The organism is Azospirillum humicireducens (genome assembly GCF_001639105.2).
Lineage (GTDB): Bacteria > Pseudomonadota > Alphaproteobacteria > Azospirillales > Azospirillaceae > Azospirillum > Azospirillum humicireducens.
Genome location: NZ_CP028906.1, coordinates 90325 through 112841, shown reverse-complemented (window position 1 = coordinate 112841; position 22517 = coordinate 90325). Strand labels below are relative to the sequence as shown.

Annotated in this window: 20 protein-coding genes and 1 tRNA gene; 5 read left to right on the top strand and 16 right to left on the bottom strand. The window is 60.8% G+C overall.

Features of this window, described 5'->3' with window-relative positions; translation table 11 throughout:
• Nucleotides 1–10: 10 nt before the first annotated feature.
• Nucleotides 11–1594 (top strand): hypothetical protein, encoded by a 1584-nt coding sequence (locus A6A40_RS30585; RefSeq protein ID WP_146191649.1) that lies wholly within the window; start codon nt 11–13, stop codon nt 1592–1594.
• 67 nt (nt 1595–1661) lie between these two features.
• Here A6A40_RS30585 and A6A40_RS24965 read toward each other — a convergent pair whose 3' ends face one another.
• Nucleotides 1662–2030: a response regulator gene (locus A6A40_RS24965; protein ID WP_108548579.1), complete on the bottom strand. Its 369-nt coding sequence runs from the start codon at nt 2028–2030 to the stop codon at nt 1662–1664.
• A gap of 7 nt (nt 2031–2037) precedes the next feature.
• Entirely contained in the window at nt 2038–3891 is a 1854-nt protein-coding gene (locus A6A40_RS24960) for an ATP-binding protein (RefSeq protein WP_108548578.1), read from the bottom strand.
• Nucleotides 3892–4182: 291 nt separating this feature from the next.
• Here A6A40_RS24960 and A6A40_RS24955 point away from each other — a divergent pair, with 291 nt between their 5' ends.
• Nucleotides 4183–5016, top strand: a complete 834-nt coding sequence (locus A6A40_RS24955; RefSeq protein ID WP_108548577.1) for a PmeII family type II restriction endonuclease — start codon at nt 4183–4185, stop codon at nt 5014–5016.
• 81 nt (nt 5017–5097) lie between these two features.
• Here the strand turns inward: A6A40_RS24955 and A6A40_RS24950 are convergent, their stop codons facing one another.
• Together A6A40_RS24950 and A6A40_RS24945 are read right to left on the bottom strand one after the other, a co-directional pair.
• The gene (locus A6A40_RS24950) at nt 5098–6207 is read right to left on the bottom strand and encodes a DNA cytosine methyltransferase (protein WP_158279373.1); all 1110 of its coding nucleotides are present in this window, start codon (nt 6205–6207) and stop codon (nt 5098–5100) included.
• Between the two features lie 561 nt (nt 6208–6768).
• The gene (locus tag A6A40_RS24945; protein WP_108548575.1) at nt 6769–6969 is read right to left on the bottom strand and encodes a hypothetical protein; all 201 of its coding nucleotides are present in this window, start codon (nt 6967–6969) and stop codon (nt 6769–6771) included.
• 286 nt (nt 6970–7255) lie between these two features.
• Here A6A40_RS24945 and A6A40_RS24940 point away from each other — a divergent pair, with 286 nt between their 5' ends.
• Both A6A40_RS24940 and A6A40_RS24935 read left to right on the top strand, forming a co-directional pair.
• Entirely contained in the window at nt 7256–8710 is a 1455-nt protein-coding gene (locus A6A40_RS24940) for a VapE domain-containing protein (RefSeq protein ID WP_108548574.1), read from the top strand.
• 425 nt (nt 8711–9135) lie between these two features.
• Nucleotides 9136–9585 (top strand): hypothetical protein, encoded by a 450-nt coding sequence (locus A6A40_RS24935; RefSeq protein ID WP_108548964.1) that lies wholly within the window; start codon nt 9136–9138, stop codon nt 9583–9585.
• A gap of 48 nt (nt 9586–9633) precedes the next feature.
• Here A6A40_RS24935 and A6A40_RS24930 read toward each other — a convergent pair whose 3' ends face one another.
• The 8 genes from A6A40_RS24930 to A6A40_RS24895 all read right to left on the bottom strand — a co-directional run bounded on the left by A6A40_RS24930 (nt 9634) and on the right by A6A40_RS24895 (nt 17604).
• Complete coding sequence (locus A6A40_RS24930; protein ID WP_108548573.1) at nt 9634–10887, bottom strand: tyrosine-type recombinase/integrase; 1254 nt, start codon at nt 10885–10887, stop codon at nt 9634–9636.
• 318 nt (nt 10888–11205) lie between these two features.
• Nucleotides 11206–11281: transfer RNA gene (locus A6A40_RS24925), tRNA-Phe, on the bottom strand.
• 118 nt (nt 11282–11399) lie between these two features.
• A complete protein-coding gene (locus A6A40_RS24920; protein WP_108548572.1) occupies nt 11400–11651 on the bottom strand; it encodes a DNA gyrase inhibitor YacG in 252 nt (83 codons plus the stop codon).
• A 47-nt stretch (nt 11652–11698) separates the two neighbouring features.
• The gene (locus A6A40_RS24915; protein ID WP_108548571.1) at nt 11699–12937 is read right to left on the bottom strand and encodes a ribonuclease E/G; all 1239 of its coding nucleotides are present in this window, start codon (nt 12935–12937) and stop codon (nt 11699–11701) included.
• Nucleotides 12934–13557, bottom strand: coding sequence for a Maf family protein (locus tag A6A40_RS24910; RefSeq protein WP_108548570.1), 624 nt, complete (start codon nt 13555–13557; stop codon nt 12934–12936). The genes A6A40_RS24915 and A6A40_RS24910 overlap by 4 nt, the downstream gene beginning before the upstream one ends.
• 25 nt (nt 13558–13582) lie before the next feature.
• Nucleotides 13583–13801, bottom strand: a complete 219-nt coding sequence (infA, locus tag A6A40_RS24905) for a translation initiation factor IF-1 (protein ID WP_012977999.1) — start codon at nt 13799–13801, stop codon at nt 13583–13585.
• A 169-nt stretch (nt 13802–13970) separates the two neighbouring features.
• Nucleotides 13971–15125 (bottom strand): lysozyme family protein, encoded by a 1155-nt coding sequence (locus A6A40_RS24900; protein WP_108548569.1) that lies wholly within the window; start codon nt 15123–15125, stop codon nt 13971–13973.
• Nucleotides 15126–15237: 112 nt separating this feature from the next.
• Nucleotides 15238–17604: a hybrid sensor histidine kinase/response regulator gene (locus A6A40_RS24895; RefSeq protein WP_108548568.1), complete on the bottom strand. Its 2367-nt coding sequence runs from the start codon at nt 17602–17604 to the stop codon at nt 15238–15240.
• A 319-nt stretch (nt 17605–17923) separates the two neighbouring features.
• Here A6A40_RS24895 and A6A40_RS24890 point away from each other — a divergent pair, with 319 nt between their 5' ends.
• Nucleotides 17924–19120 carry a PepSY-associated TM helix domain-containing protein gene (locus A6A40_RS24890; RefSeq protein WP_236784018.1) on the top strand — a complete coding sequence of 399 codons (1197 nt, stop codon included), beginning with the start codon at nt 17924–17926 and terminating at the stop codon, nt 19118–19120.
• 12 nt (nt 19121–19132) lie between these two features.
• Here the strand turns inward: A6A40_RS24890 and A6A40_RS24885 are convergent, their stop codons facing one another.
• The 4 genes from A6A40_RS24885 to hisG are packed head-to-tail and all read right to left on the bottom strand — an operon-like array spanning nt 19133 to nt 22204.
• Nucleotides 19133–19606 (bottom strand): arsenate-mycothiol transferase ArsC, encoded by a 474-nt coding sequence (locus A6A40_RS24885; protein ID WP_108548567.1) that lies wholly within the window; start codon nt 19604–19606, stop codon nt 19133–19135.
• A 15-nt stretch (nt 19607–19621) separates the two neighbouring features.
• Nucleotides 19622–20107 (bottom strand): UPF0262 family protein, encoded by a 486-nt coding sequence (locus tag A6A40_RS24880; protein WP_014189755.1) that lies wholly within the window; start codon nt 20105–20107, stop codon nt 19622–19624.
• 38 nt (nt 20108–20145) lie between these two features.
• Nucleotides 20146–21450: a histidinol dehydrogenase gene (gene hisD, locus A6A40_RS24875; RefSeq protein WP_108548566.1), complete on the bottom strand. Its 1305-nt coding sequence runs from the start codon at nt 21448–21450 to the stop codon at nt 20146–20148.
• Entirely contained in the window at nt 21434–22204 is a 771-nt protein-coding gene (gene hisG / locus A6A40_RS24870; RefSeq protein WP_418208633.1) for an ATP phosphoribosyltransferase, read from the bottom strand. Before hisG ends, hisD begins: the two co-directional genes overlap by 17 nt.
• Nucleotides 22205–22517 lie beyond the last annotated feature (313 nt).

The window sequence follows — 22517 nt, the reverse complement described above, 5'->3', positions numbered from 1 at the left end:
ATATTAATACGTGTCGGGCGTTGTTGGAGGATATGCGGTGGGTAGGTTAGGCAGAGATGTTATGCGCCGAAAATTAGAACGGCTTCTCGCCCAAAGTGTTGATGAAGGAATGATTGCACTTGTTTCAGCAATCGCGCAGCTTCAGGCGGGAAATCCAGCTCCTCTCCAATTTCTCCGTGATTTTCCCTCTGAAGCAGTCGGTGCCTCCCTCCAATCAGACTATCATATTCCGCTTTGGATCCTTGAGACAATTGTTAACGAATTGCTGGCAACGCCTAAAAAGCCCGGCTTTGGCGTGGGGATGTCCCGCATATTGCGCGCTGATCGTTTTGCTTCAATGCGTCTTCTTGCCAATGTTTTAATTGAACTTGAGAATGCCGAAGACGGCATTTTCCTTGCAAAACATGATGTCTTTACAGAGATGGCGCGAATTGCACAACGCCAGTTCCCCTGGCAGCGCGGAATCGCCAACGGACCAAGCGTTTATCGCTCACTATATCTCTACGGCAGTGGCCGCGCGGCTTCTTTTTTCGAAAGTAGTGCAGGAATTACAGTATCTGATTTCGTAAAAGTCGGATTCTACCTGTCGTCAAGGCTTGGTCATGCTAGTTCCACTGGCAGGTTCCAGGATCTTTCTTCCATTGCGATTACGCCAGATCAACGCGAGGCAGCGCTCGCGAAATATGCATTACCTCATGCTGCGGCGCGTTCGCATGCAATGATGATCCGTGCTGACAGGCGGCACACGGCCTATCGGCCAAGCATCCTGCGCGACTTCCCTGTAATTACATTTGGTGATCGGAACGAGCGGCTTCGTGCTCCGATTTCTGAACTCATCACCTATCGATTTACCTCGGGCCTTCATCGTGACGTCGTTACTGGAGGAGCTGCGGTATGGACTGAGATCGGAAGTCGCTTTGAGCAGTACTGCCTCGATTATCTTCAGGCGATGATGCGGCCATTTACCGTCATTGGCGAACAGAATTATGGAACAAAGAAATCGAGATATCGTACACCTGATGTGTTGGTTATGAATAATGGTGTTGTTCATCTCGTTGCTGAATGTAAAGCAAAGCGCATGTCGTTTGATGCTCGGTTTTCTGATGATCCTGCTGCTGCGGCATCACTGGGCTTTAACGAAATCGCCAAGGGAATCTTCCAGATATGGCGTTTTTTCGCGCATGCCCGGACCAAGGTAACGGATATAGTTGAAGTCCATTCTGACTGCCAGGGGATCCTAATAACGGCAGATAGCTGGCTGACCATGGCGCGTAATCAAGAGGCACACGTTTATAGAGCTGCTCATGCTATGGCGGATCAGGAAGGCGGCATTGAGCCACAAGATCGCCGAGATATCGCGTTCTGCGTTATCGACGATATTGAGTTTGTCCTTCAAAATGGCTCTGCTGAAGCCTTTCTTACTGCCTGCCGTGGTGTTTGTTCGGGCGAAAAGAAGGGTTGGATTCTCTCGGTCGCTCATGCTGTCTCTCAAGGGGCAGCCCGGCCTTATCCATTTCTTGACCGTATTGGGGAAATACTGCCCTGGTGGAATTGCGAAAAACAGGATTACGAGAATCCATCGATCCCAATTTAAGTCATAAGCTCGGAGGAATCGGCATTTCTCTTATAAATAAGGCTGATTTCTCTCCATAATTAAGTCTCTATTTGATGCTGCGCTTACTAATAGCGGTGATCAAATCTTCATTATCGAATGGCTTGTAGAACACGTGGTCGGCACCCCAGGTACGCGCCATTGCGGCCGTGCTCTCGATAGGAATGCGGGCTGCGCCCCCAGTGATGACGAAGACGGCCGTGTTTGGACTGGACTTGCGCATCTGTTGAAGAAGGTCGATGCCATTCAGGCGCGGCATCCACACGTCAGCGATCACTAAATCGAAGGCGTCGGATTGCAGGCGCATGAGCGCTTCCTCACCATCAACCGCTTCATCCACGGCGTAGCCCGCATCTTCCAGGCTGGTGCGCAGCGAATAGCGGACGTTCTCCGCATCATCGACAATCAGAATCTTCATGGAGCCTTCACTCAGCAGTGCTCTGAATAGATAGCACAAAGCATGCGCCTTGGGGAGACTGGGTGACGAGATTGATGGAGCCATTACGACGCAGCAGGAGGTCACGCACAACCGCCAACCCCAAGCCCGTTCCGCGTCCATGCGGCTTGGTGGTGAAGAACGGCTCCATGATGCGCTCCGCGTCCTCTGCGGAGATGCCGGGACCATCGTCCTTGACAGTCACGGTTACGGACCCGTTTGCGGGCTGTCCGATATGAATGGTGAGACGGCCTCTCTGGTCGGTCGCATCCAGAGCATTGACGACGAGGTTCGTGACGATCTGGCTGGTTTCCGTACGTGTCAGGTTGACCAAGGCTGACGGCACGTCATGGGTCAACATGATGGTAAAGGTGGGTGGAAGAGTCGATGTCAGCAGCTCCACCGAGTCGCGAAGCGCGGCGATCAGTTCCGTACCTTTCCCGATCTCTTCATCACTGCGGGCAAATGACAGCACCTGACGGACCAACCGGGCAGACCCACGGGCACTGTCCTCGATGATGCTGAGGGCCTTCCCAAGCCGCTCCGGTTTGCTAGCAGCATTTTTCCGTGCCTGCTGACTGAGATTTATGATCGGATGAAGGAGGTTATTGAGTTCGTGTGCCATGCCGCCGGCGATCTCCCCAATGGCTACCATACGGCGTTGGTGCTGCTCTGCCTGCTCCCTCCGACGCTGCTCCGTCACGTCCCGCACAATGGCAATCAGCGTCTTCCCCTGCGATGAGGCCGCGGCGGGCTTGATGGTCCAGTGCAAAGTCCGTTCACCAGTCTGCGCATCTCCCTCAAACTCAGGGTTTCGTTGAAGCCGCTGGAGAATGGGCGTGGCGTCTGGGGTAAAGCGCAGGAAGGTGGGGTTGGCGAAAGCAACGTCGAGCTTGTGGGGCTGATGCTCCAACAGGGCAATGCCCAATGGGGCTTCCTCTATGGCACGGACCAAATGCGCGTTTCGCCCGAGCAGTTCCATGCGCGTGCTGCCCAAGGCCCCCAGAAGCAAGCCCGTCGCCCCGGCGGCTAGCATGAACACCTGTAGATCGACCACATCGCGAGTGTCCAGCACTCCACGCACAAGCAGAACAAGTCCGAGATTGACCAGAAAGGCGGTCAGCGTTGAAGCGCCAAAACCCCACAGGAACCCGGCAACCGCAATGGGCAGGATGAGAAGAAAGAATGAACTAGCCGGGCTGGACAGCAGGTTCCGCGACAGGAACCATATCAGCAAAGCGGCAACAACCAATCCGGCGGATTGCGCCATGGTTGGGCCGGTCAGCGGAAACCAAGAGGTCGATTTCCAAGCAGGTTGTCGGTCGGCGAGATGAAAGAGCGCAAGGAAGACGGGCGTGCAAAGCAACACCCCTGACATATCCCCGAGCCAATAAGCGAAGTTGATGTTGTCCGTAATGGAAATGTGGCGGGCGGTGATGATCTGTACGGTCGCCGTCGAAATGAAGAACAGCACAGATACGGAAATTAAAGCTACAGTTATGAACGTTCCAACGCCTTTCGATGTGCTGAACACGTCGGAAGTGAACCAGCGTCGAAGGGCCAACCCGGTTGCGCCGACCATAATGGCTTGCGGGATAATGAGCAGGCTGAAGCTGTTGACTGTGCCATAGGCGAGCAGATCGGATGGAATGAATAAGAAGGGAATTGCTCCCCAACCACTGTGAATGGTGAATGCCAGCATCAACCCGATTGGCGGATACCACGCACTGGCGTTGGGAGCGACATCGAACAAACCTGCTACCCTGTAGAGTAGTGCTTTCAATACCAGAAATAGGAGGGCAGCCAGCAACAACGAGAGCAGGCGTGAACGCGCGATTGGCACAACAGGCTCCGACGAGTTCGATTATCCAACTCCTGTAGGCCATCTAACGTTATGCGCGTCATGCCTGGAATTGGAGCTTGGCAGATAGCTATAGCTGCTGAGTATGAAAACTTGTAACTGAATTATTGATTGGCAACGATGCCGAAGCGCTTTGTTGATTTTGTACAGCTTTCAGTTAGTGAGCAATGGACCTGTATCGCTTCAGATTTGAAGGCGGGTCTGCTTCTGGTGCTTGCCAAGAGATACTGTGTCTGACATTACTCTCCGTCCAATTTACCGAGCGGAGCTATTATGACTGAGATTCAAGATGATGAAGAACCGATTCTCCCCAAAAAAGGGGTGAGTTTGCATATTTCAGAAGAAACGCAAGCAGAACTAATCGCAAAGGTAATGACGATACTCTCAGTCAGCCAAGATCAAGCCTCGAAAATAGTTGATAAAGCAAAGGAGCTATATAGTGATAGGATGAAGAAGCGGTTCTCAGAACTAAAAGTGCGTGAGAGGCTGAAGCGTACAAATCCATTTCTTGTTAAAATTCGTGGTGTAAAGACCGTTAAAGAGTGGGCTGATTACCAAGTAAAAAGTGCGCTGTTCGCATCGGAGGAGGAGGCGGTAGGGCATCTTCTTGAGGCAATTGCAAAGATTTGTCACCCTGGTGCTTCTGTACCTCATCTTCCTGATGACTTTGATTATGAAATTGTAGAAAGAAACGCTGTCACGGCTTATCAGGTGAAGATGAGTTGGGATTGCATGCCAATGAGTACCCGCAAGAATCTCTCAAATACTATTTCAATTCTGAAGCAGCACTATCAGCAAGAAGGAAAGTTGTTCGTAGGCGTGTTTGCCCCCTGCTACGGAAAAGCCAAAACTACGAATCCGAAGGGGCAGCAGTATACGTCTATGCGTAGCCGCGAGTTCTGGTCAAAAGTTGGCTCCGGAGATCAGGACTATGATGCAAAGGTTGGTGAGGTGGTTGGCCTGCTTTGTGCTGAATTTCGTTCAGATGTTCAGGAGTCACTTGTCCCGGAACTGATTCAACGGTTGGCAGAAATAGCAAATGAAATAATTGGGGAAAAAGACGGAAGCTTGAATTATTTGAAGCTATTCAGATCTGTGAATATCTAAAAATGTCTCGGTTCAGGTAACGCATTTTTGTAATGCACAACAACATTGGGGAGTAGGTGCTCCCCAATGTTGGTATTCTTGCTAAGCTGCTTTAGGAAGGCCGGATCGTTTCATAGCTAAGATAGACGCTATATGTTTCCCCACAGCGTCAGCTAGTTTAACCGGCACTGCATTCCCCACAAGTTTGTACTGATCACTTCCTTTTCCACAGAAAATCCATTCGTCAGGGAATGTTTGTATTCTTGCACATTCCCGGACGCTAATGGGACGGTTTTCTGTCGGGTGACAAAGAGAAGTGCTAGCATTTTGTGGTTCTGTCAGAATTGTAGGGGCTGTTTCCTCAAATGACAACCGCCGCCAATAACCTGTACGTCCCCCCTTCGCGTAGAACGCCTTTCCCATTGACTCTTGCTGTAGGTGAACAGGAAGATCTCGCCAGTTTCCGCCTGCGGGAATTAATCGTAAATATTTGACTTTTCTCTCGCTAAATTTTGCACAGTAGGATGTTTCAGGAAGATCCGTAAGAACGCTTCCGATCTTTTCCCATGGGGGGAGGAGAAGGTCGCCAGTCTTAGAGTGTGTTGGAGCAGGAAAAGTTGGTTGTGTTCCATCTTTATACCCGATGAAGAATATGCGGGGGCGAGATTGAGGAACACCGTAATCAGCGGCATTCAGTTCTGCATAAGAGACCGAATAGCCGATTTCTTCTGCTTTTCTCAGGAAAGCGCGCAGAAGGCTCCCGTGTAACTTATCTATTCGCTTTCCGTTATTATTATATGGTAGTTGGCGCCATTCAAGAGAAGCAGACAGAATACCTTTTACATTTTCCATCAGGAACGCCTTTGGGCGTAGTTCATTTACCAATCTTAGAAATTCAAAAACGAGATGGCCATTTTCCTCGCATGACGCACCAAGGCGCTTTCCTGCTGTGCTGAAACTTTGACAGGGCGGTCCACCGGCTAGGAGATCTAGATCGTGCAGGCTAGCGCCTGTCATACCCTGAATAATAGCCTTATTCAGGGCTTCAACGTTTCCAGAATAAACTGGTAAATGAGGTCTATTGGCATTGATTGTATCGACCGCGGCTGGAAAATTATCGGCAGCAAACAGCACTTTGAAGCCAGCCCGTTCCAACCCCAGGTCCAATCCCATGCCACCAGAAAAGGCAGAAACGCAGGTGAGTCCGCCCATATTTCTTTCAATCCCCATAGCTTAGCCGTTAACCTATCCAGGGCTTCCTGCTATTACGGAGGTCATGCCCTATCAACATATTGTAGCTGAATTGATGAGAACGTCAATATAAGGCGGCGATTCTACAAAGTACCTTAGCGAAAATGCTAACTTTCTATGATCTCCTTTCGGAATTGCTCAGAGGATGTAGCTACCTCCTTTCGAGGATATTTGCGACCTCAGGCGTTACTAAAAGTTACAAAGGCGATACGAACACAATAAAAACGATTGGTAAGCGTTATGAATCGGAGGCTTCATAATAGATGCTTAATTGACAAGCAATTACCTTTAGAGGGTATTTCAGCCCCCAAAAAAAGAGAGGTTTTGCGGACTTGGATCGAGTTCGATTATCCAACTCTCATGGCCCTCCAAGGAACGTAGCAAGCGCCTGGGCGCGCTTTGACGCTGAGTGAGCTACTGACCATAGCGGGTGAGCATTCATCGAGACAGGCAGCTTGCTATGGCGGCGGCAATGAGGACGTGATGTGAGGGGCAGTGTGGAGGGTTGGTTCATACGAAAACTCAGTTCACACTTTTGGTTCGGCGGGTCAGGTCAAGCAATTGTCGCTGCTTTTTCAGGGACGTCTGCTTGGCCTTCTCTACATCAATCTGCTTGGCCCTCACTCTTAACTGGTTCTGCTGTCGCTTGATGGCGTCGCGTTGTCGATCCAGAGCGTCTCCATCTTCAAAAATATCATAGCCGATGATGTCTTGTAATCGCATGAGCTTTCTCCCGTTGACGTTCTGGTATTTAGCGGGATGACGCATGTGTATAAATAAAAATGGTTGACGCCAGCATTGCCTTTAATTTTGCGGGTATAGGCTCAACTCTTTATAATAATGGTCGCAGCAAAAGTGAGGCAGGCTACATGCTGCGAGAAATGGCTATTTAATATGGTGAGATCGGCCCAGGCATGGGGCGCTTTTTCATGCCAACATTCACCACATAGCCCAAGCCCTGTAGCGCCTGCCAAAACGCTACAGGGCATTTTTATTTTCGGAGACAGGTATGATTAACCAGAAACTATTTAGCGAATTGAATGAAGCCAAAGCCATCAGCATCAAGGAACAGCATGGGGTGTCCATTTCCCAACTGCTGCGCATGGTCAACTTTGAACCGTCCGATGTGGAAGACCTTTATGCGTATTGTCGAGATTGGTTGGGAATTAACAGGACACAGTTCACCAACGCACTTCGCGACTACCGCCTGGAGGAAGAGCATGGGGTTGCGCCTAAAAAGGCGTCCCAGTTGGTGGCGCTTGTAGCAAAGCAGAACAATGTTGAAGTTTCCTACAAAGGGGTGCTGTCCCGCAAAATGGAGGTCAAAGATCCCCAGGGCAAGTCGGTGACAGACGCTGACCTACAGAGCAAGGAGGCGCGCATTTACGTCGCAAGTTACTATTCCACTCATTACCGCGGTGACTTGTTTGCGCGTGATTGCCGCATTGCCTGTGAGGAGTTCGGCCTTGCGTTCACCCGCCATGCGATTGATGACGCGGTGAGCCGCTGGATTGAGGAGCAGAGAAAGGAAGCCCGCTATTGGCTTACGGCGCGCATGTTCGGAACGGCATCCGACCTGAGCAAGCGTGACATAGACGGACAGTGGCAGGCACTTGCCCGCGCTGCATTTGATGATGTGGAGCAAAGCAGTGAATTTGCGGCTGCGGTGCTGAAAAAATTTGTATGGATGGTGAAACGCAAGGCGCTTGGCCATGAGGTTGGTTATCACATCATGCCCGTGCTGTTGGGAGCCCAGGGAGGCGGCAAGAGCACCTTGTTGCAGAAGTTCCTGGAGCCGGTGAACGACGGCGTCGCCTATACGGACTTCGGACAGATCACCGACGACAGGAACATTGACCTTTGGGACAATTATGTCCTCGTGCTGGACGAGATGGGCTTCGCTAATCGTGCCGACTGGGACAAGGTGAAGCACATCATCACAGCCAAGATGCTGACCAGACGCCCGATGCATACAAATCGTACCGAACACGTCCAGCAGAATGCGACCTTCATTGGCAGCAGTAACAAGGACATTCAGCAGCTTATCACGGATGAAACAGGCAATAGGCGCTTTGTCGCTCTGTACTGTAAACAGAAGATGGACTTTGAAGTCGTTAACAGTACCTGCTTCCAAGCACTCTGGGGCAGCGTAGACCCTGACGGACAAGATCCACTAGGAGCGTTTGCTGAAGAACTGTCCAAGGTACAAGAAGCTGCGAGAGCGCAGAGTCCGGTCGAACTTTGGGCTGCGGAGCTTTCAAGCGAGCAGTACGGTGATGGAGTGATGGCTGCGACGCTGTTCGACGCGTATGCGCAGTGGGAGAAGACCAAGTTCCCCTTGCGCAATTCCACCATACGTTGGTTTGGTTCCGAGATGAAGCGCCTGATGAAGCAGAACGTGAATTTCGGCTGGAGTGACAAGAAGACAAGCAAGGGTATCAAGTACGTGCGCAACATGTTCTAACTAGTTCATGCACATCCTGCACACATCCTACACTGCTTAACTCCTTGTGTTTGTTGGAATTGTGTAGGAAGTGCAGGATGTGCATATACTTTTTTGATTTGATCAGAAAAAAAATTATAAATGAAATGCGCCAAGGCATTTCTCGCATTCATACATGCATATCCTGCACTTCGTGCATCCTCCCCATTCAACTTCTTATACGACAGAAGAGCGCGACAGACGGAGAGGGGAAGGAAGGCAGCCGACCATTTCACAGTTCACATGCAGGGCTTCACTCAAAGTGAGGCCCTTTTTCATGGTTCCATGCCTTTACAGATAATGGTCGAGGTCGTTTATCGAACTCACCAGAATCCCGATCAAATCGATAGACAAATGGTCAGCCCGTGTTAGACGTTGACCAGCAACGCAAACAAAGGGTGAACAACATGGGCGCGCTGGATACTTTGAAGCTGGTGAACGTGGCTCGGAAGCGGGAGGTTTCCGCCGAAGGACGGATGCGTGAAAAGGTTGTTGCGTCCCTCCATCAGCAGGCGGAAATGGTCCGCGCTGAACTGGAAGGCCGGCAGCACACCGTAATGGTCCGGCGTTACGAGGAGCAGGATGGGCAGCGGGTGCTGGTTCAGCGTTCCAAGCAGCCCCGGAAATGGTTCTGGAAGGGCGTCAATGGTGCCTACCTTTTCCAGATGAGCTACTGCAACACGCCCGTCGTGATCGCCAACGGTCAAAAGGTCGTGGAGGTCGGAACGTTGGATGCGCTCCCCGCCGTGATCGACACGCTGGTGCAGGCCGTGACCGCCGGCGAGCTGGACGCCGCGCTGAAGGCCAACCAGAAGAACAAGCCGACCAAGAAGCCGCGCGCTGCGGTGAAGAAGTGACAGAGAGGGCAGGCGGGTAGGGCTGGACGCCTTGCCCGCCTCTGTGCGTCATACTGTGGCGTGGAGCTTCTGCCACTCCGGCCGCAGGTGGTCCTTCATCAACTCCAGCTTCACGTCCGCATAGAAGCGGTGGATCATGTCGCTGCTCGTGCCCGTGTTCTGCGCGAGGATGAAAATGTCCACTCCCGCCATCAACTGCTGGCTGATGTAGAAGTGGCGGAAGGAGTAGGAGGTGCGACGCACACCGCGATGATCGGTCAGCAGGTCGCATGCGCTCAGTAGCTCGCTCAGGCTCCTTTTCACGCTGTCCAGCCGCTTCCCCTGCGTGGTTACAAAGACGGGGTCACTGTCAATCGGCTCCCGCCCTAGGGCGTTCTTAGCAAACGTCCACAGCAGGTCGAAGGAGGGTAGCGCCGCCTCCAGTGGAATGAAGGTGCGAAACTTGCCTTTGCCACGCACACGGACGCGGATGTCGCGTTCAGCAAAGGGCTTCTCACGCCCGTCACGGTAGCCCAACACGTCGCCCCAATTCAGCCCCTTCATTTCCGTCGGACGGCAGCCTGTGAAGGCTGCAATCATCATGTAGGCGTGCAGAATGGCACGGTCGCGTCGGACGCGGTCGTTGGACGTTTCGGAAATGCGCGCCAGGGACGTTTCCGTCAGCTTGCCGAATTCATTAGCTGTAAAGCTGGGGCGGGGCACGTCGGGCGCCTTCGTCACCTCGATCTCCGGCATTGCCGCTTGCTTGATGTAGCCTTGCTTGGCAGCGAATCGCAGCAACTGCCGCAGCAGGACGCTTTCATTCCGCTGGCGGGACAGGCTGGGGACTTCGCGCTTGGTGACGGGGCGACGGATTTGCCTGCCAGCCCGCATGTAGGGGATGAACGCGATGTCCTTGCCCGGACCCGTCGTCCAGTAGTCCTTGCGCCACTCGATGTAGGCGCTCACGTCTCGGTCGGTGATGCCGTCCACTGGGCGGTCGCCGAAATAGCCCACGAAGTAGCGCCGGATGATGGCGGGAGCCTTCTGCCCTTGCGCCACGTTCCGTTCGCCGCGTTTCACCTCACGTTCGATCTTGGCGATGAACTCCTCCGCCACCGTGGCGAACTTGACGACGGTCGCTGTCAGCCCGTTCTCAGCCCGGTAGGAGGCTTCGTAAAACGCCTTGCGTGCCCGCTGGTGCGCTTCGTTCTGGTCGGTGGTGTCCAGGGACTTTCGGATTTGCCCTTGGCCCTTGATGCTGAAACGCACCCACCATTTGCTGCTGCCTGCACGCTGGAACAGTTGGAACGACTCGGTCATGGAGGCTCCCACGCTCTCATCACTTAAAGTAGCAGTTTACTGACGGCTAAACTACTTGTGGAGGGGCGGCGCAGCAGCGGGGGAGGCAGGCATGTGGGCGCTTTGAAGGGCATGCTGAAAGCGTCGCCCATAGGCAATCACACCGCTCGGAGGGCTGTGCTTACGCTGTGCTATTACGCAATAACGTATAGCGCGCGGAGTGAGCAAAAACAGCAGCTTAGCAGAGATGGGAATTTATTCTTGTGTCGCTGTGCTAGCACTGTGCTAAGCACAGTAAGCAACTAGCGCACCACTAACCCTTCGAAACAGAAGGGAGAATGGTGCCCAGGGACGGAGTCGAACCGCCGACACGGGGATTTTCAGTCCCCTGCTCTACCAACTGAGCTACCTGGGCATCTCGGCGCCGCTTGGTGGGTGACCGTTTCGGTCGGTGCGGCGCGTCGTGTGGGGCGCTTTTTAGAGAGGTTCGGACGGGCTGTCCAGAGAAAAATTCGCAAAAATTTTCGCCCCCATTACAGCCCGTCGTCAGGGTCGGAATCACGGGTCGGAACCGGAGCTTCGGAGCCCGGAATCCGGTAGCCCTCGCCCAGCCAGCGCGACAGGTCGATGTCGGCACAGCGCTTGGAACAGAAGGGGCGGGTGGCCGGTTCGGTCGGGCGGCCGCAGATCGGGCATTGGGTGCCGGCTCCCGCCTTGGCGCCGGCGTGGGACTGCGCATGGGAATGGGCGCGCTGCCCGGCGCCAGGGGATTGGGGATCGGACAAGGGAAAGCTCTCCGTAACCGACTTCTGTGAGCGTCTTCTTTAAGCGTCTAGGACCGCAGCAAGGCTGCCAGCGGCGTGCCGCGGCGGGCGCGGGTCAGTTCGACCAGGCCCAGCTTCGACATGCCATAAACTTGGGTCTGCACCGGGTCGCTTTCCACCGCATGCGACAAGGCGGCCAGCACACGCTCGGCATCGCCGCGGCCGCGCATGTTGACGAAATCCACCACCACGATGCCGCCGACGTTGCGCAGGCGGAGCTGGCGGGCGATCTCCGTCGCGGCATCGAGGTTGACCTCCACCGGGTTGCCGCGCTCCCCGGCATTGACGTCAACCACAGTCAGCGCCTCCGTCCGCTCGATCACCAGCGAACCGCCGAGTGGCAACGGCACCCGGATGTCCAACAGTTCCGCGATCGCGCTGTCGAGGTCGCGCAGGTCGAACAGGCGCTGTGCGGCTCTGTGGGCCGTCAGGCGGGGCAGCAGGTCGGGGGCGTGGCGGTCGCACCAATTGCGCAAGCCCGACAGCAGCGGCCCCTCGCCGACGGCGATTCCGCCGGCCGGGACCGGATCGTCGACAATGATGGCGTCGGAGGCTGAGGCACCTTGCTCGATCAGGGCACGGGTGGCGGCGTTGGGGCCGGAGTGAAGCAGGCGGGGAGCAGAACCGGCACGGGCATCGTCGCGGATGGCGCGCCATTGCAGGTGCAGCGCCTCCGATTCGGCGCCCAGCAGCTCGTCGGACACCTGGGCGGCCCCGGCGCGGACGATCCAGCCGGCGCCGGTGACGAGCCCTTCGATCCGGCGTGCGAGCGCCGCGCGCTCCGGTCCGCTGCCCAGACGCTTCGACACCGCGATGTCGCGGCCGAGCGGCGCATGCACCAGGAAACGGCCGGGCAGGGTGATGTCCATCGTCAGCGACGGCCCCTTGGTCCCCGCGGCGTCGGCCTTCACCTGCACCACCACCGGCTGGCCGGCACGCAGCAGCGCGCCGATGGCGGCGGGTTTCGATCCCGGACGGGGATGGGAGCGCGATTGGGAGGGGTCGTCGTCGAGGACGGGGCGGTGCACGTCGGCCGCCGGCAGCAGGCCGGACAGGCCGCCTCCCAACTCGATGAAGGCGCCGTTCAGACCGGTGGCGATCCGCTCCACCCGGCCCAGAATGATGGCACCCAGCAGCGACGGACGGTCGGCATGGTCGATGTGCAGGTCGGTCAGGCGGCCGTCTGCCAGCACCGCCGCCCGCGTCAGCGGACCGTCGCGGTCGACCAGCAGCTCAAGCCTGCTCATTGCTCGGGTGGGGCAGCGTGCGGGAAGCCGGCGCCGTGCAGCATGCCGGCGACCTCGTGGAGCGACAGCCCGACGACATTGCTGTAGGAGCCGCCGATCCAGCGCACCAGCGCCGCCGCCCGGCCCTGGATGGCATAGCCGCCGGCCTTGCCCTTCCATTCGCCCGACGCGATGTAGGCGTCGGTCTCCGTCCGGTCGAGCACCTTGAAGGTGACGTCGGTACGAACCAGCCGGTCGATTCTTCGGTGACCCTCTCCGCTTGCGCCGGGGACCAGCAGGACGATGCCGCCCAGCACCCGGTGCCGGCGGCCGGACAGAAGCGACAGGCAGCGCCGCGCCTCCTCCTCCCGCTCGGCCTTGGGCAGGATGCGGCGGCCGCAGGCCACCACGGTGTCGGCGGCGAGAATCCACGAATCGGGATGGCGCGCGGCGACGCACGACGCCTTCTCCGCCGCCAGACGCAAGGCGTGCTGGGGCGGGAGTTCGTCGCGCAACGGCGTTTCGTCGAGATCGGCGGGATCGACCGCGTCGGGCACGATGCCGATCTGGCGCAACAGGTCGAGCCGGCGGGGCGAGGCCGAAGCCAGGACCAGCCGGGGCGCCTTGGACGGGATCGTCACGGGGAACCGCGATGCAGCAAGGATGCTACTTGAACCGGAAGGTGATGCGGCCCTTGGTCAGGTCGTACGGCGTCATTTCCACATTGACGCGGTCGCCGGCCAGGACGCGAATCCGGTTCTTACGCATCTTTCCCGAGGTGTGCGCGAGAACCTCATGATCGTTGTCGAGCTTCACCCGGAACATCGCGTTCGGAAGCAATTCGACGACGGTCCCGGAAAACTCGATCAGATCTTCCTTTGCCATAGGCCCTTATGTCCGTCCTAAAAGTTTCGCGGCAATAACTGACCTTCCAAAGCCGCCGGGTCAAGTGGGATTCCCATCGCCGATGCGTTCGGCCGCAGCGACGCCGCGCGGGGCAGCCCCGCGTTGCGGGCCGGACGGCCCTGCGGCACCGGTTCCGCTGGCCCTTCGGTCAGACCGACTGATGGGGGTTGAGCGGCGATGCGCTGCCCTCGTCCAGGCGGCGCGGGCGTTCCACCGCCTGGCCGATGGCCGCGAACATCTCGCGCTGGTCGATCTCCATGCGCCGCGTCAGGCGGCTCACGGTTTCCGCCGCGCTCAGGGCGCGGCCGCTGGACCGGTCGTGGAACAGGTTGTGATTCGCCTTCGCGGCGCTGGGCAGCAGGTCGGCGGCGACGGCACCGGGCGTCGATTCGGCGGCGCGGATCAGCTTCGCCGCCCCGCCGGAGCCCAGGACATAGGCCATGCGGCTCTCCGATTCGCTGGCCCGGCGGCCCAGCCGCTTCTCCAGCGCGTCGCGTCCCTCGGCCAGATAGCGGGCGGCCATGCCGGCCGACAGGTCGACATCGTGGCGGAGCTCCAGGATCTGGCGGCGGACCGCCGGGTCCTTGACGCTGGACACGCCATTGCGGACCTGGATTTGCGAGGCGAGGTCGCCCTGACCATAGGCGGCGCCATGGCGGCGGAACAGGTCGAGCCAGGTGCTTTCCAGGAATTGGAACGGCCCGGCGGCGGAACTGCGGCTGTTCTTCGCCGCGCTGTCAAGCCCGCTTTCCTGCGTCGCCTGGGCCAGGATGGCGGTGAAGCTGTGGCCGGACAGGCCGGCGACCTGCTGCGAGGCGACCAGCACCCGCGCGGCGGTCGGGTTGTCGGAGGTCATCGCCTCCACGGCCTCCGCCACCTTGGCGGAGCTTGGCACCGGGGCGGGAACCGCCGGTTTCAGTCCGGGCAGCGGCGCGCGCGGCGCTGCCGTCCCGGCCTCCGTGGCGGCATCGGCCAGCAGGACCGGGGCGGCGGGCTTGGCGGCTGGCACCGGCACGGTCGTGCCGTCGGCCAGCCGGATGGGGGTCACCGGCTTCGCCGCCGGAAGGGGAACCTGGGTGCCATCCTCCAGCAGGACCGGGGCCGCCGGCTTCCCGGCCGGCGGTGGCGGCGCCTTCTGGCCGTTGGCGAGCCGGCCGACCGGACCATTCCCCGATCGGCCCTGCGAAGTCTGGACCAGCGTGTCGCGGAAGGACCGCTCGGCGCCGGCACCGTCGGCGGGCGGCGGAGGGGTTTCGGGCTTGCGCTCCGGAACGGGGGCGAGAGGGGGCTGCGCAACCTTCATGGCACACACTTCGCTGCAGGCCGGCAGAGCCTGCCGGGGTCGAGGCCCGCCCGGCAGCGCATCACGAGCGTGAGCGCGGCCGGGACGGTGCAGGCACTATAACACCGACTCGTCAGCTGTGCGCGATCAACTGCGGGCGTTGGGCATCGGGAACGCTCCCATCGCGCCTTTCATTCCGCTCCACTCCAGTCCCCTCCTGGCCGAAGCTGTCGTCGGCGCGGTCATCGTGGCCGTCGTCGGTGCGGGCCCAGCGGCCGATGGCGCCCAGAAGTTTCGACTTCTCCAGCGGTTTGGCCAGATGGGCGTTCATGCCTGCCTGCAGGCAGCGTTCGACCTCCACCTGCATCACGCCGGCGGTCAGGGCCAGGATCGGGATGGTGCCGGCCGGGGCGGGCAGGGCGCGGATGCGGCGGGTTGCCTCAAGACCGTCCATCACCGGCATCTGCACGTCCATCAGCACGATGTCGTAGGTCTGTTCCTGCACGGCGGCCACGGCGGCGGCGCCGTCCGCCACGGCGTCGACATGATGTCCGGCCTTGGCCAGCATGGTCATGGCGAGATCGCGGTTCATCGCCAGATCCTCGGCCAGCAGGATGCGCACGCCGGGGCTGCCCGGCTCGATGCTGGAGATGGCGGTGCTGTCGGGCTGGACCGCCGCACTGCCGGCGGTCAGCAGCGGCAGCGAGAACCAGAAGGTGCTGCCCGCGCCCACCTTGCTGTCCATACCGATCTCGCCGCCCATCAGCTCCACCAGCCGGCGGCAGATGGCGAGCCCCAGCCCGGTGCCGCCGCGCCCGCGATCCAGCTGGGTGAAGCGCTGGAACAGGTCGCGCTGCCGGTCGGCGGCGATGCCGATCCCGGTGTCGGTGACGGTGAAGGTGCAGATGCGGCTGCCATCCTCCTCCACCGCCCTGACCGTCAGCCGCACCGACCCGCGGTCGGTGAACTTGACCGCGTTGCCAAGCAGGTTCAGCAGGATCTGGCGCAGCCGGTCGGGATCGCCCATGACGAAGCCGCGGGCGGTGGCGGAGATGGTGGTCTGGATCTCCAGCCCCTTCTGTTCGGCGGCGAGCCGGACGATGGCGACGCAGCGGTCGGCCAGATCGTCCAGCCGGAACGGCACGCTGACCAGATCGAGCCGGCCTGCCTCCAGCTTCGACAGGTCGAGCACGTCGTTGATGACGGTCAGCAGAGACCGGCCGGCGTCGCGCACCTGCGACGCGTAGCGTCGCTGTTCGGTCGTCAGCGGCGTTTCCAACAGCATTTCCGCGAATCCGATCACGCCGTTCATCGGCGTGCGGATCTCGTGGCTCATGGTGGCGAGGAACTCCTCCTTGGCGCGGCTGCCGGCCCGCGCCTCCTCCATGGCGGTGCGCAGCTCCTGTTCGCGCTGCTTCAGGCGGCGCGACATGTTGTTGAAGGCATGGGAGACGACACGGAATTCGTGCGGGGCACGGTCGGCCTCGATCACGGTGCCGCCGCCGCCGTCGCCGATGCGGGTGGCCGCGCTTCCCAGTTCCCACACCCAGCGCAGGACCGACGCGCGCAGCAGCACCCACAGCGCGAGGACGCTGACCAGTGCTGCAACGGCGAGAAGACCCAGGCTCTGCCAAAGGTCCCGCCTTGCCTCCGCGATGATCGGGGCGGTCGGCATGCCGACGGCGAAGACGGTGTCGGTCTCGCCGGAATGGCGGAAGGCCCACAACCGGCCGCGGCCGTCGGCGCTCTCGGAATCGAAGGCGCCGTTGCGTTCGTGCAGCATGCGCTGGACATGCGGCAACTGGAAGACGTTGCGGTTCAGCCAGCCTTCCGGGTCCGGCTGGCGGGCCACGATCACGCCGTGCCGGTCCAGGACCATGACACGGGCGTCCGGCTGCTTCAGCACCTTCACCAGATCGGTCAGCCAGGTGAGATCGACCGCGACCCCGATCACACGGACGATCCGTCCATTTTCGATGATCGGGCTGGCGACGATGATCAGCGGTTTCAGCGAGCGCTTGCCGATGATGAAATCGCTGACCACCCAGTTCTTCGTGTCGAGAACCCGCTGGAAATACTCGCGTTCCCTGAGCGAGATGCCGGCGCCGGGTCCGGTGGTGTCGCAGATGATGTTGCCGTCGGCGTCGGTCAGCCAGACGCCGGTGGTCCAGCGGTGCTGGCGCGGCATCGGCGCCAAGGTGGCGACACAGGCATCGGTGTTGGTCGGGGTTGCGTCACGGATCGCCGGAACCAGCGACAGCACGCCGATCAGGTTGCGCGCCTCCCCGATCAGGTCGCGCTGGCGTTCCACCCCGTCGTCGGCGAGGTGCAGGGCCAGTTCGCGCGCCGCATTGATGCGGTCGTCGAGCTGCTGGTCCGCCAGATAGAGCGCGCCTGCAAGCGGCAACGCCAGCGACGCCAGAACGACGCCCATCAGGCGTGCGCGCAGGCTGCGCGGACTGAAGGCGCGGAGAAGGCGGGGCAACAGACCGGCGGGCATGGATCAGAGGCTCTCCGCGGGAACAGGCGTCGACACACCCGAGCCTAGGCCGGCACGCAGTGCGTTGCGATGACACAGCTCAATAGCATTGGGCGGGACGCGATGGGAACAGGCTGCTGCGCGAAAAGTTGCAAAATACCGAAATTGTTACCGACCATCCCGTGTGTCCGGGCGCCGGCATTTGACGGCCGTCAAGGCCGCCGGGCGGAGCCTCCGGGATGGTTCGCCCACTGTACCGATCATCCCGGCGCCATCCAACCTGCGCCATCCGACTTGCACCTTCCGACTTGCGCCAACCGTCCGTCAGGAGACCCGCCCGATGCACACCCGCAGCGACTGCGTCACGATCACCGCGAGGCCGGCCGGCCGTGGAGCCGGCCTGGGCAGGCAGCGGATCCGGCGGATCGTGCTGACCCTGCACCTGACGCTGGGGCTCGTGGTGGGAGGGCTGCTGGCCCTGACCGCGCTGACGGGAAGTCTCTTGGTCTTCTATGTCGATATCGACCGCCTGCTGACGCCGGAACTGGCAATACCGGCCGGGCACATGGATGGGCGGATGGGCCCGGTGCCGCTCGACCGGGTGGTTCAGGCACTGCGCGAGGCCCATCCACAGCGGACGGGCGGCTGGCGGCTGGAGCTTCCCCATGGGCCCGACCATCCGATCATGGCGCGCTACATGAAGCCGGAGGAGACGGCGGCGAAGTCCTTTGCCCCGCTGATGGTGGCGGTGAACCCCTACAGCGGGGAGGTGCTGTCCTCCCGCTTCTGGGGCCGGACCGCCATGACCTGGATCTATGATCTGCATTACCTGCTGCTGGCCGGCGACACCGGCCGGCTGGTGCTGGCGCTGGGCGGCATCGCCAGCCTGCTGGTCCTGGCCAGCGGAGTCTATCTGTGGTGGCCGGCCGCCGGGAAATGGGGTCGGGCCCTGCTGCCCCGCCTCCGCTCGGGCTTCGTCCGGCAGGTGTTCGACATCCATGTGCTGGCGGGCGTCTACGGCCTCGTCGTCCTGCTGCCGCTGATCGTCACCGGGGTGGTCATGGAACAGCCGGACTGGGTGAGGCCGATGGTCGAGAGGCTGTCGCCGCTGACCCCGGCGCCCGCCATCGCCCCAGCCAAGGATGGGTCGGCAGTGGGGGCGGACGCCGCCCTGGCCGCGGCGCTCGCCCGCTTCCCGCAGGCAGAGCCGCGCTGGGTCGAGGTGCCGGCGCAAGCAGGCGGCGCCTACCACATCCGCCTGTTCCAGCCCGGCGAACCCGGCTGGCGCTTTCCCAAGACCAGCGTCTGGGTGAATGGCGGCGACGGCACGATCCTTGACCTGCGCGATCCCACCCGCTGGAGCATGGGCGACGCCTTCTTCGGCTGGCAGCATCCGCTGCACAACGGCGAATGCTTCGGCCTGTGCTGCCGCATCCTGGTGGCGGTGGCCGGCCTGCTGCCGGCGCTGCTGCTGGCCACCGGGGTGGTGCGCTGGCGGCAGAAGAGGCAGACGCGGCCGGTGCGGGGAAGAGGCTGACCCGCCGAGCCGTTAAACCGTCGGCCCGCGGGTCAGGGGGAAGCGCTGCTTGACCTTGGCCAGCAGGCCGTCGCGGACAAGACGGTAGGCCTCCAGCATGGCGTCGCGGGTGCCGTCGACCAGGGTGGGGTCGAAGGTGTTCCAGAACTCCACGTCGCAGGCCATGGTGCGCGTCATCTCGATGGCGCGGTGCTGCGCCTCGGGTGACAGCGAGACGATCAGGTCGAAATTGGTGTCTTCCAGATCCTCGAAGGTGCGGCAGCGGTGCTTGGACAGGTCGATGCCGATCTCCTCCATCACCGCGACGGCGAAGGGATCGACCTCGTCGCCCTCGCGGACGCCGACCGAATCCACATAGACGCGCGCGCCGTGGTAATGGCGCATCATCGCCGCCGCCATCGGCGAACGGATCATGTTGTAGGTGCAGGCGAACAGGACGCTCGTCACCGGCAGGGGGGTGGGAACCGGGGTCGCCGCCATGGCCATGCGCCGCCCGGTCCGTCAGCCGCGAATGTGCAGGACGCAGATCAGCGTGAACAGCCGGCGCGCGGTCTGCAGGTCCATCTCCACTTTCCCGGACAGCCGTTCGCGCAGCATCTCCGACCCCTCGTTGTGCAGGCCGCGGCGGCCCATGTCGATGGCTTCGATCTGCGAGGGCGTCGACCGCTTGATGGCGGCGTAATAGCTCTCGCAGATCAGGAAATAGTCGCGGACGATCGACCGGAAGCCGGTGATGGGAAGCATCAGCCGGTCGAGTTCGCTGTTGTCCTCGCGCCGGATGTCGAAGACCAGCCGGTTGTCCTCGATCGACAGGTGCAGGTGGTACGGCCCGTCCTCCGCGAACTCGCAGGGACAGAACTCGTTGTCCTCCAGCAGGTCGAAGATGGCGACAGCGCGCTCATGCTCGACCTCCGGCTTGTGGCGGACGACACTCCGCTCGTCGAGCGTCACATGGGTGATGCGCCGCTTGCTCTTCGCCGTCGTCACGCCCCGCCTCCCCGTTCTTTCTTCAGTCTTTGTAGAACTTACTCTTTATAGTTTGGCAGCCGCTGGGCGACGGAGCGCGCATGCGCCTCCAGCCCCTCGGCCATCGCCAGCGTCACCGCCGCCGGGCCGATGGCCCGCAGGCTGTCGGCGTCGCAGGCGACGAAGGTCGTCCGCTTCATGAAATCCAGCACGTTGAGGCCGGAGGAGAAGCGGGCGCTGCGCGCCGTCGGCAGCACATGGTTCGGCCCGGCGACATAGTCGCCGATGGCCTCCGGCGTGTAGCGGCCGAGGAAGATGGCGCCGGCATTGCGGATCCGTGCGGCCAGCGCGTCCGGATCCTCCACCGCCAGCTCCAGATGCTCCGGCGCCAGCCGGTCGACCAGGGCGGGGGCGTCGGCCATCAGGTCGCCGACCAGGACGATGGCGCCATGCTCGCGCCAGCTTTCACCGGCGATCGAGCTGCGCGGCAGCGTCTCCAGATGCTTGTCCACCGCCGCCGCCACCGCATCGGCGAAGGTGGCGTCGTCGGTGATCAGGATCGACTGGGCCGAGGTGTCGTGTTCGGCCTGCGACAGCAGATCCATGGCGATCCAGGCCGGATCGTTCCTGCCATCGGCCACCACCAGGATTTCCGACGGGCCGGCGATGCTGTCGATGCCGACGAGGCCGTAGACCTGCCGCTTGGCGGCGGCGACGAAGGCGTTGCCGGGGCCGACGATCTTGTCGACCGGCCGGATCGTCGCCGTGCCGTGGGCCAGCGCCGCGACCGCCTGGGCGCCGCCGATGCGGTAGATCTCGTCGATGCCGCAGCGCTTGGCGGCGGCCAGCACCAGCGGGTTGATCGCCCCGTCCGGTGTCGGCACCACCATGACGACGCGCTCCACGCCCGCCACCTTGGCCGGCAGGGCGTTCATCAGCACCGAGGACGGGTAGGAGGCGGTGCCGCCCGGCACATACAGGCCGACGGCGCCGACCGCCGTCCAGCGGGCGCCCAGCCGAACCCCGGCGGCGTCGCGGTAGTCGGTGACCTCCGGGATCTGGCGGCGGTGGAACGCCTCGATCCGCGCGGCGGCGAGGTCGAGCGCCTCCAGCGTCTCGGCCGAGCATTTCGCGGTGGCGGCGTCGATCTCGTCACGGCCGATGCGGAGCGTGTCGGTGGTCAGGGTCTGGCGGTCCCAGCGGGCGGTGTAGTCGATGAGCGCCGCGTCGCCGCGGCTGCGCACCTGCTCGATCACCCCGGCGACCAGCGTCTGGACGTCCTCGCTGGCCTCGCGCTTGGCGTGCAGCAGCGCCTCGAAGCCGGCGGCGAAGTCCGCGTCGCGAATATCAAGCCTGACGGGCATTCACCGCCTCCCGGAACTTGTCGATCCACTGAGAAATCTCGGCCGTCCGCGTCTTGAAGGCGGCGCGGTTGACGATCAGGCGCGAGGTGACGTCGGCGATATGCTCCACCTCCACCAGCCCGTTGGCCTTCAAGGTCGAACCGGTCGAGACCAGATCGACGATGCGGCGGCACAGGCCGAGCGTCGGCGCCAGTTCCATCGCGCCGTTCAGCTTGACGCATTCGGCCTGGACGCCGCGGGCGGCGAAGTGGCGCTTGGTCACCTCCGGATATTTGGTGGCGACGCGCACATGGCTCCAGCGCGACGGATCGTCGCCCTCCATCATCTCCACCGGCTCGGCGACCGACAGCCGGCAGGCGCCGATGCCGAGGTCGAGCGGAGCATAGATCTCCGGATAGTCGAACTCCATCAGCACGTCGTTGCCGGCCACGCCGAGATGGGCGGCACCGAAGGCGACGAAGGTCGCCACGTCGAAGGAGCGGACGCGGATGATGCTGAGGTTCGGCACATTGGTGGCGAAGCGCAGAAGCCGGCTCTTGTCGTCGTCGAAGGCCGGTTCCGGATGGATGCCGGCATGGGACAGCAGCGGGCGCAGCTCCTTCAGGATGCGGCCCTTGGGCAGGGCCAGCACCAGCTGGTCGTCGACCGGTGCGGCCACCGTGGCGGCCGTCACCCCTTGGAGACTGGGATCGGCGGACAAAACACTCTCCTCGCTTCGCTCGCCGGGGCGGTATGTGGGCCCCGGATGAACCATCGCCGCGATAGATAGCACATTCCGCGCGCCCGTCACCTGTCACTGTCGCGTCCGTGAAATTTAACGGGAGAATTAGGCGAAATTCTGAATTTCACACAAAACCAAAAAATTGGTTTGACCAAACTCCATCGAAGGAGTAGATAAAAATCCATGGACGCCCCACCGGGGCATCCCGCGGCAATTTGACTTCTGCAGCTTGCGCCGCGTCACCAAACGCTAAAGCGCCACGATACCGGTCGTGGACCTCTTCAAGAAGGAGAGACCGGAATGATTTCGCGAGTTTCCGCTCCCCCATCCGTGCTTCGGACCGCTT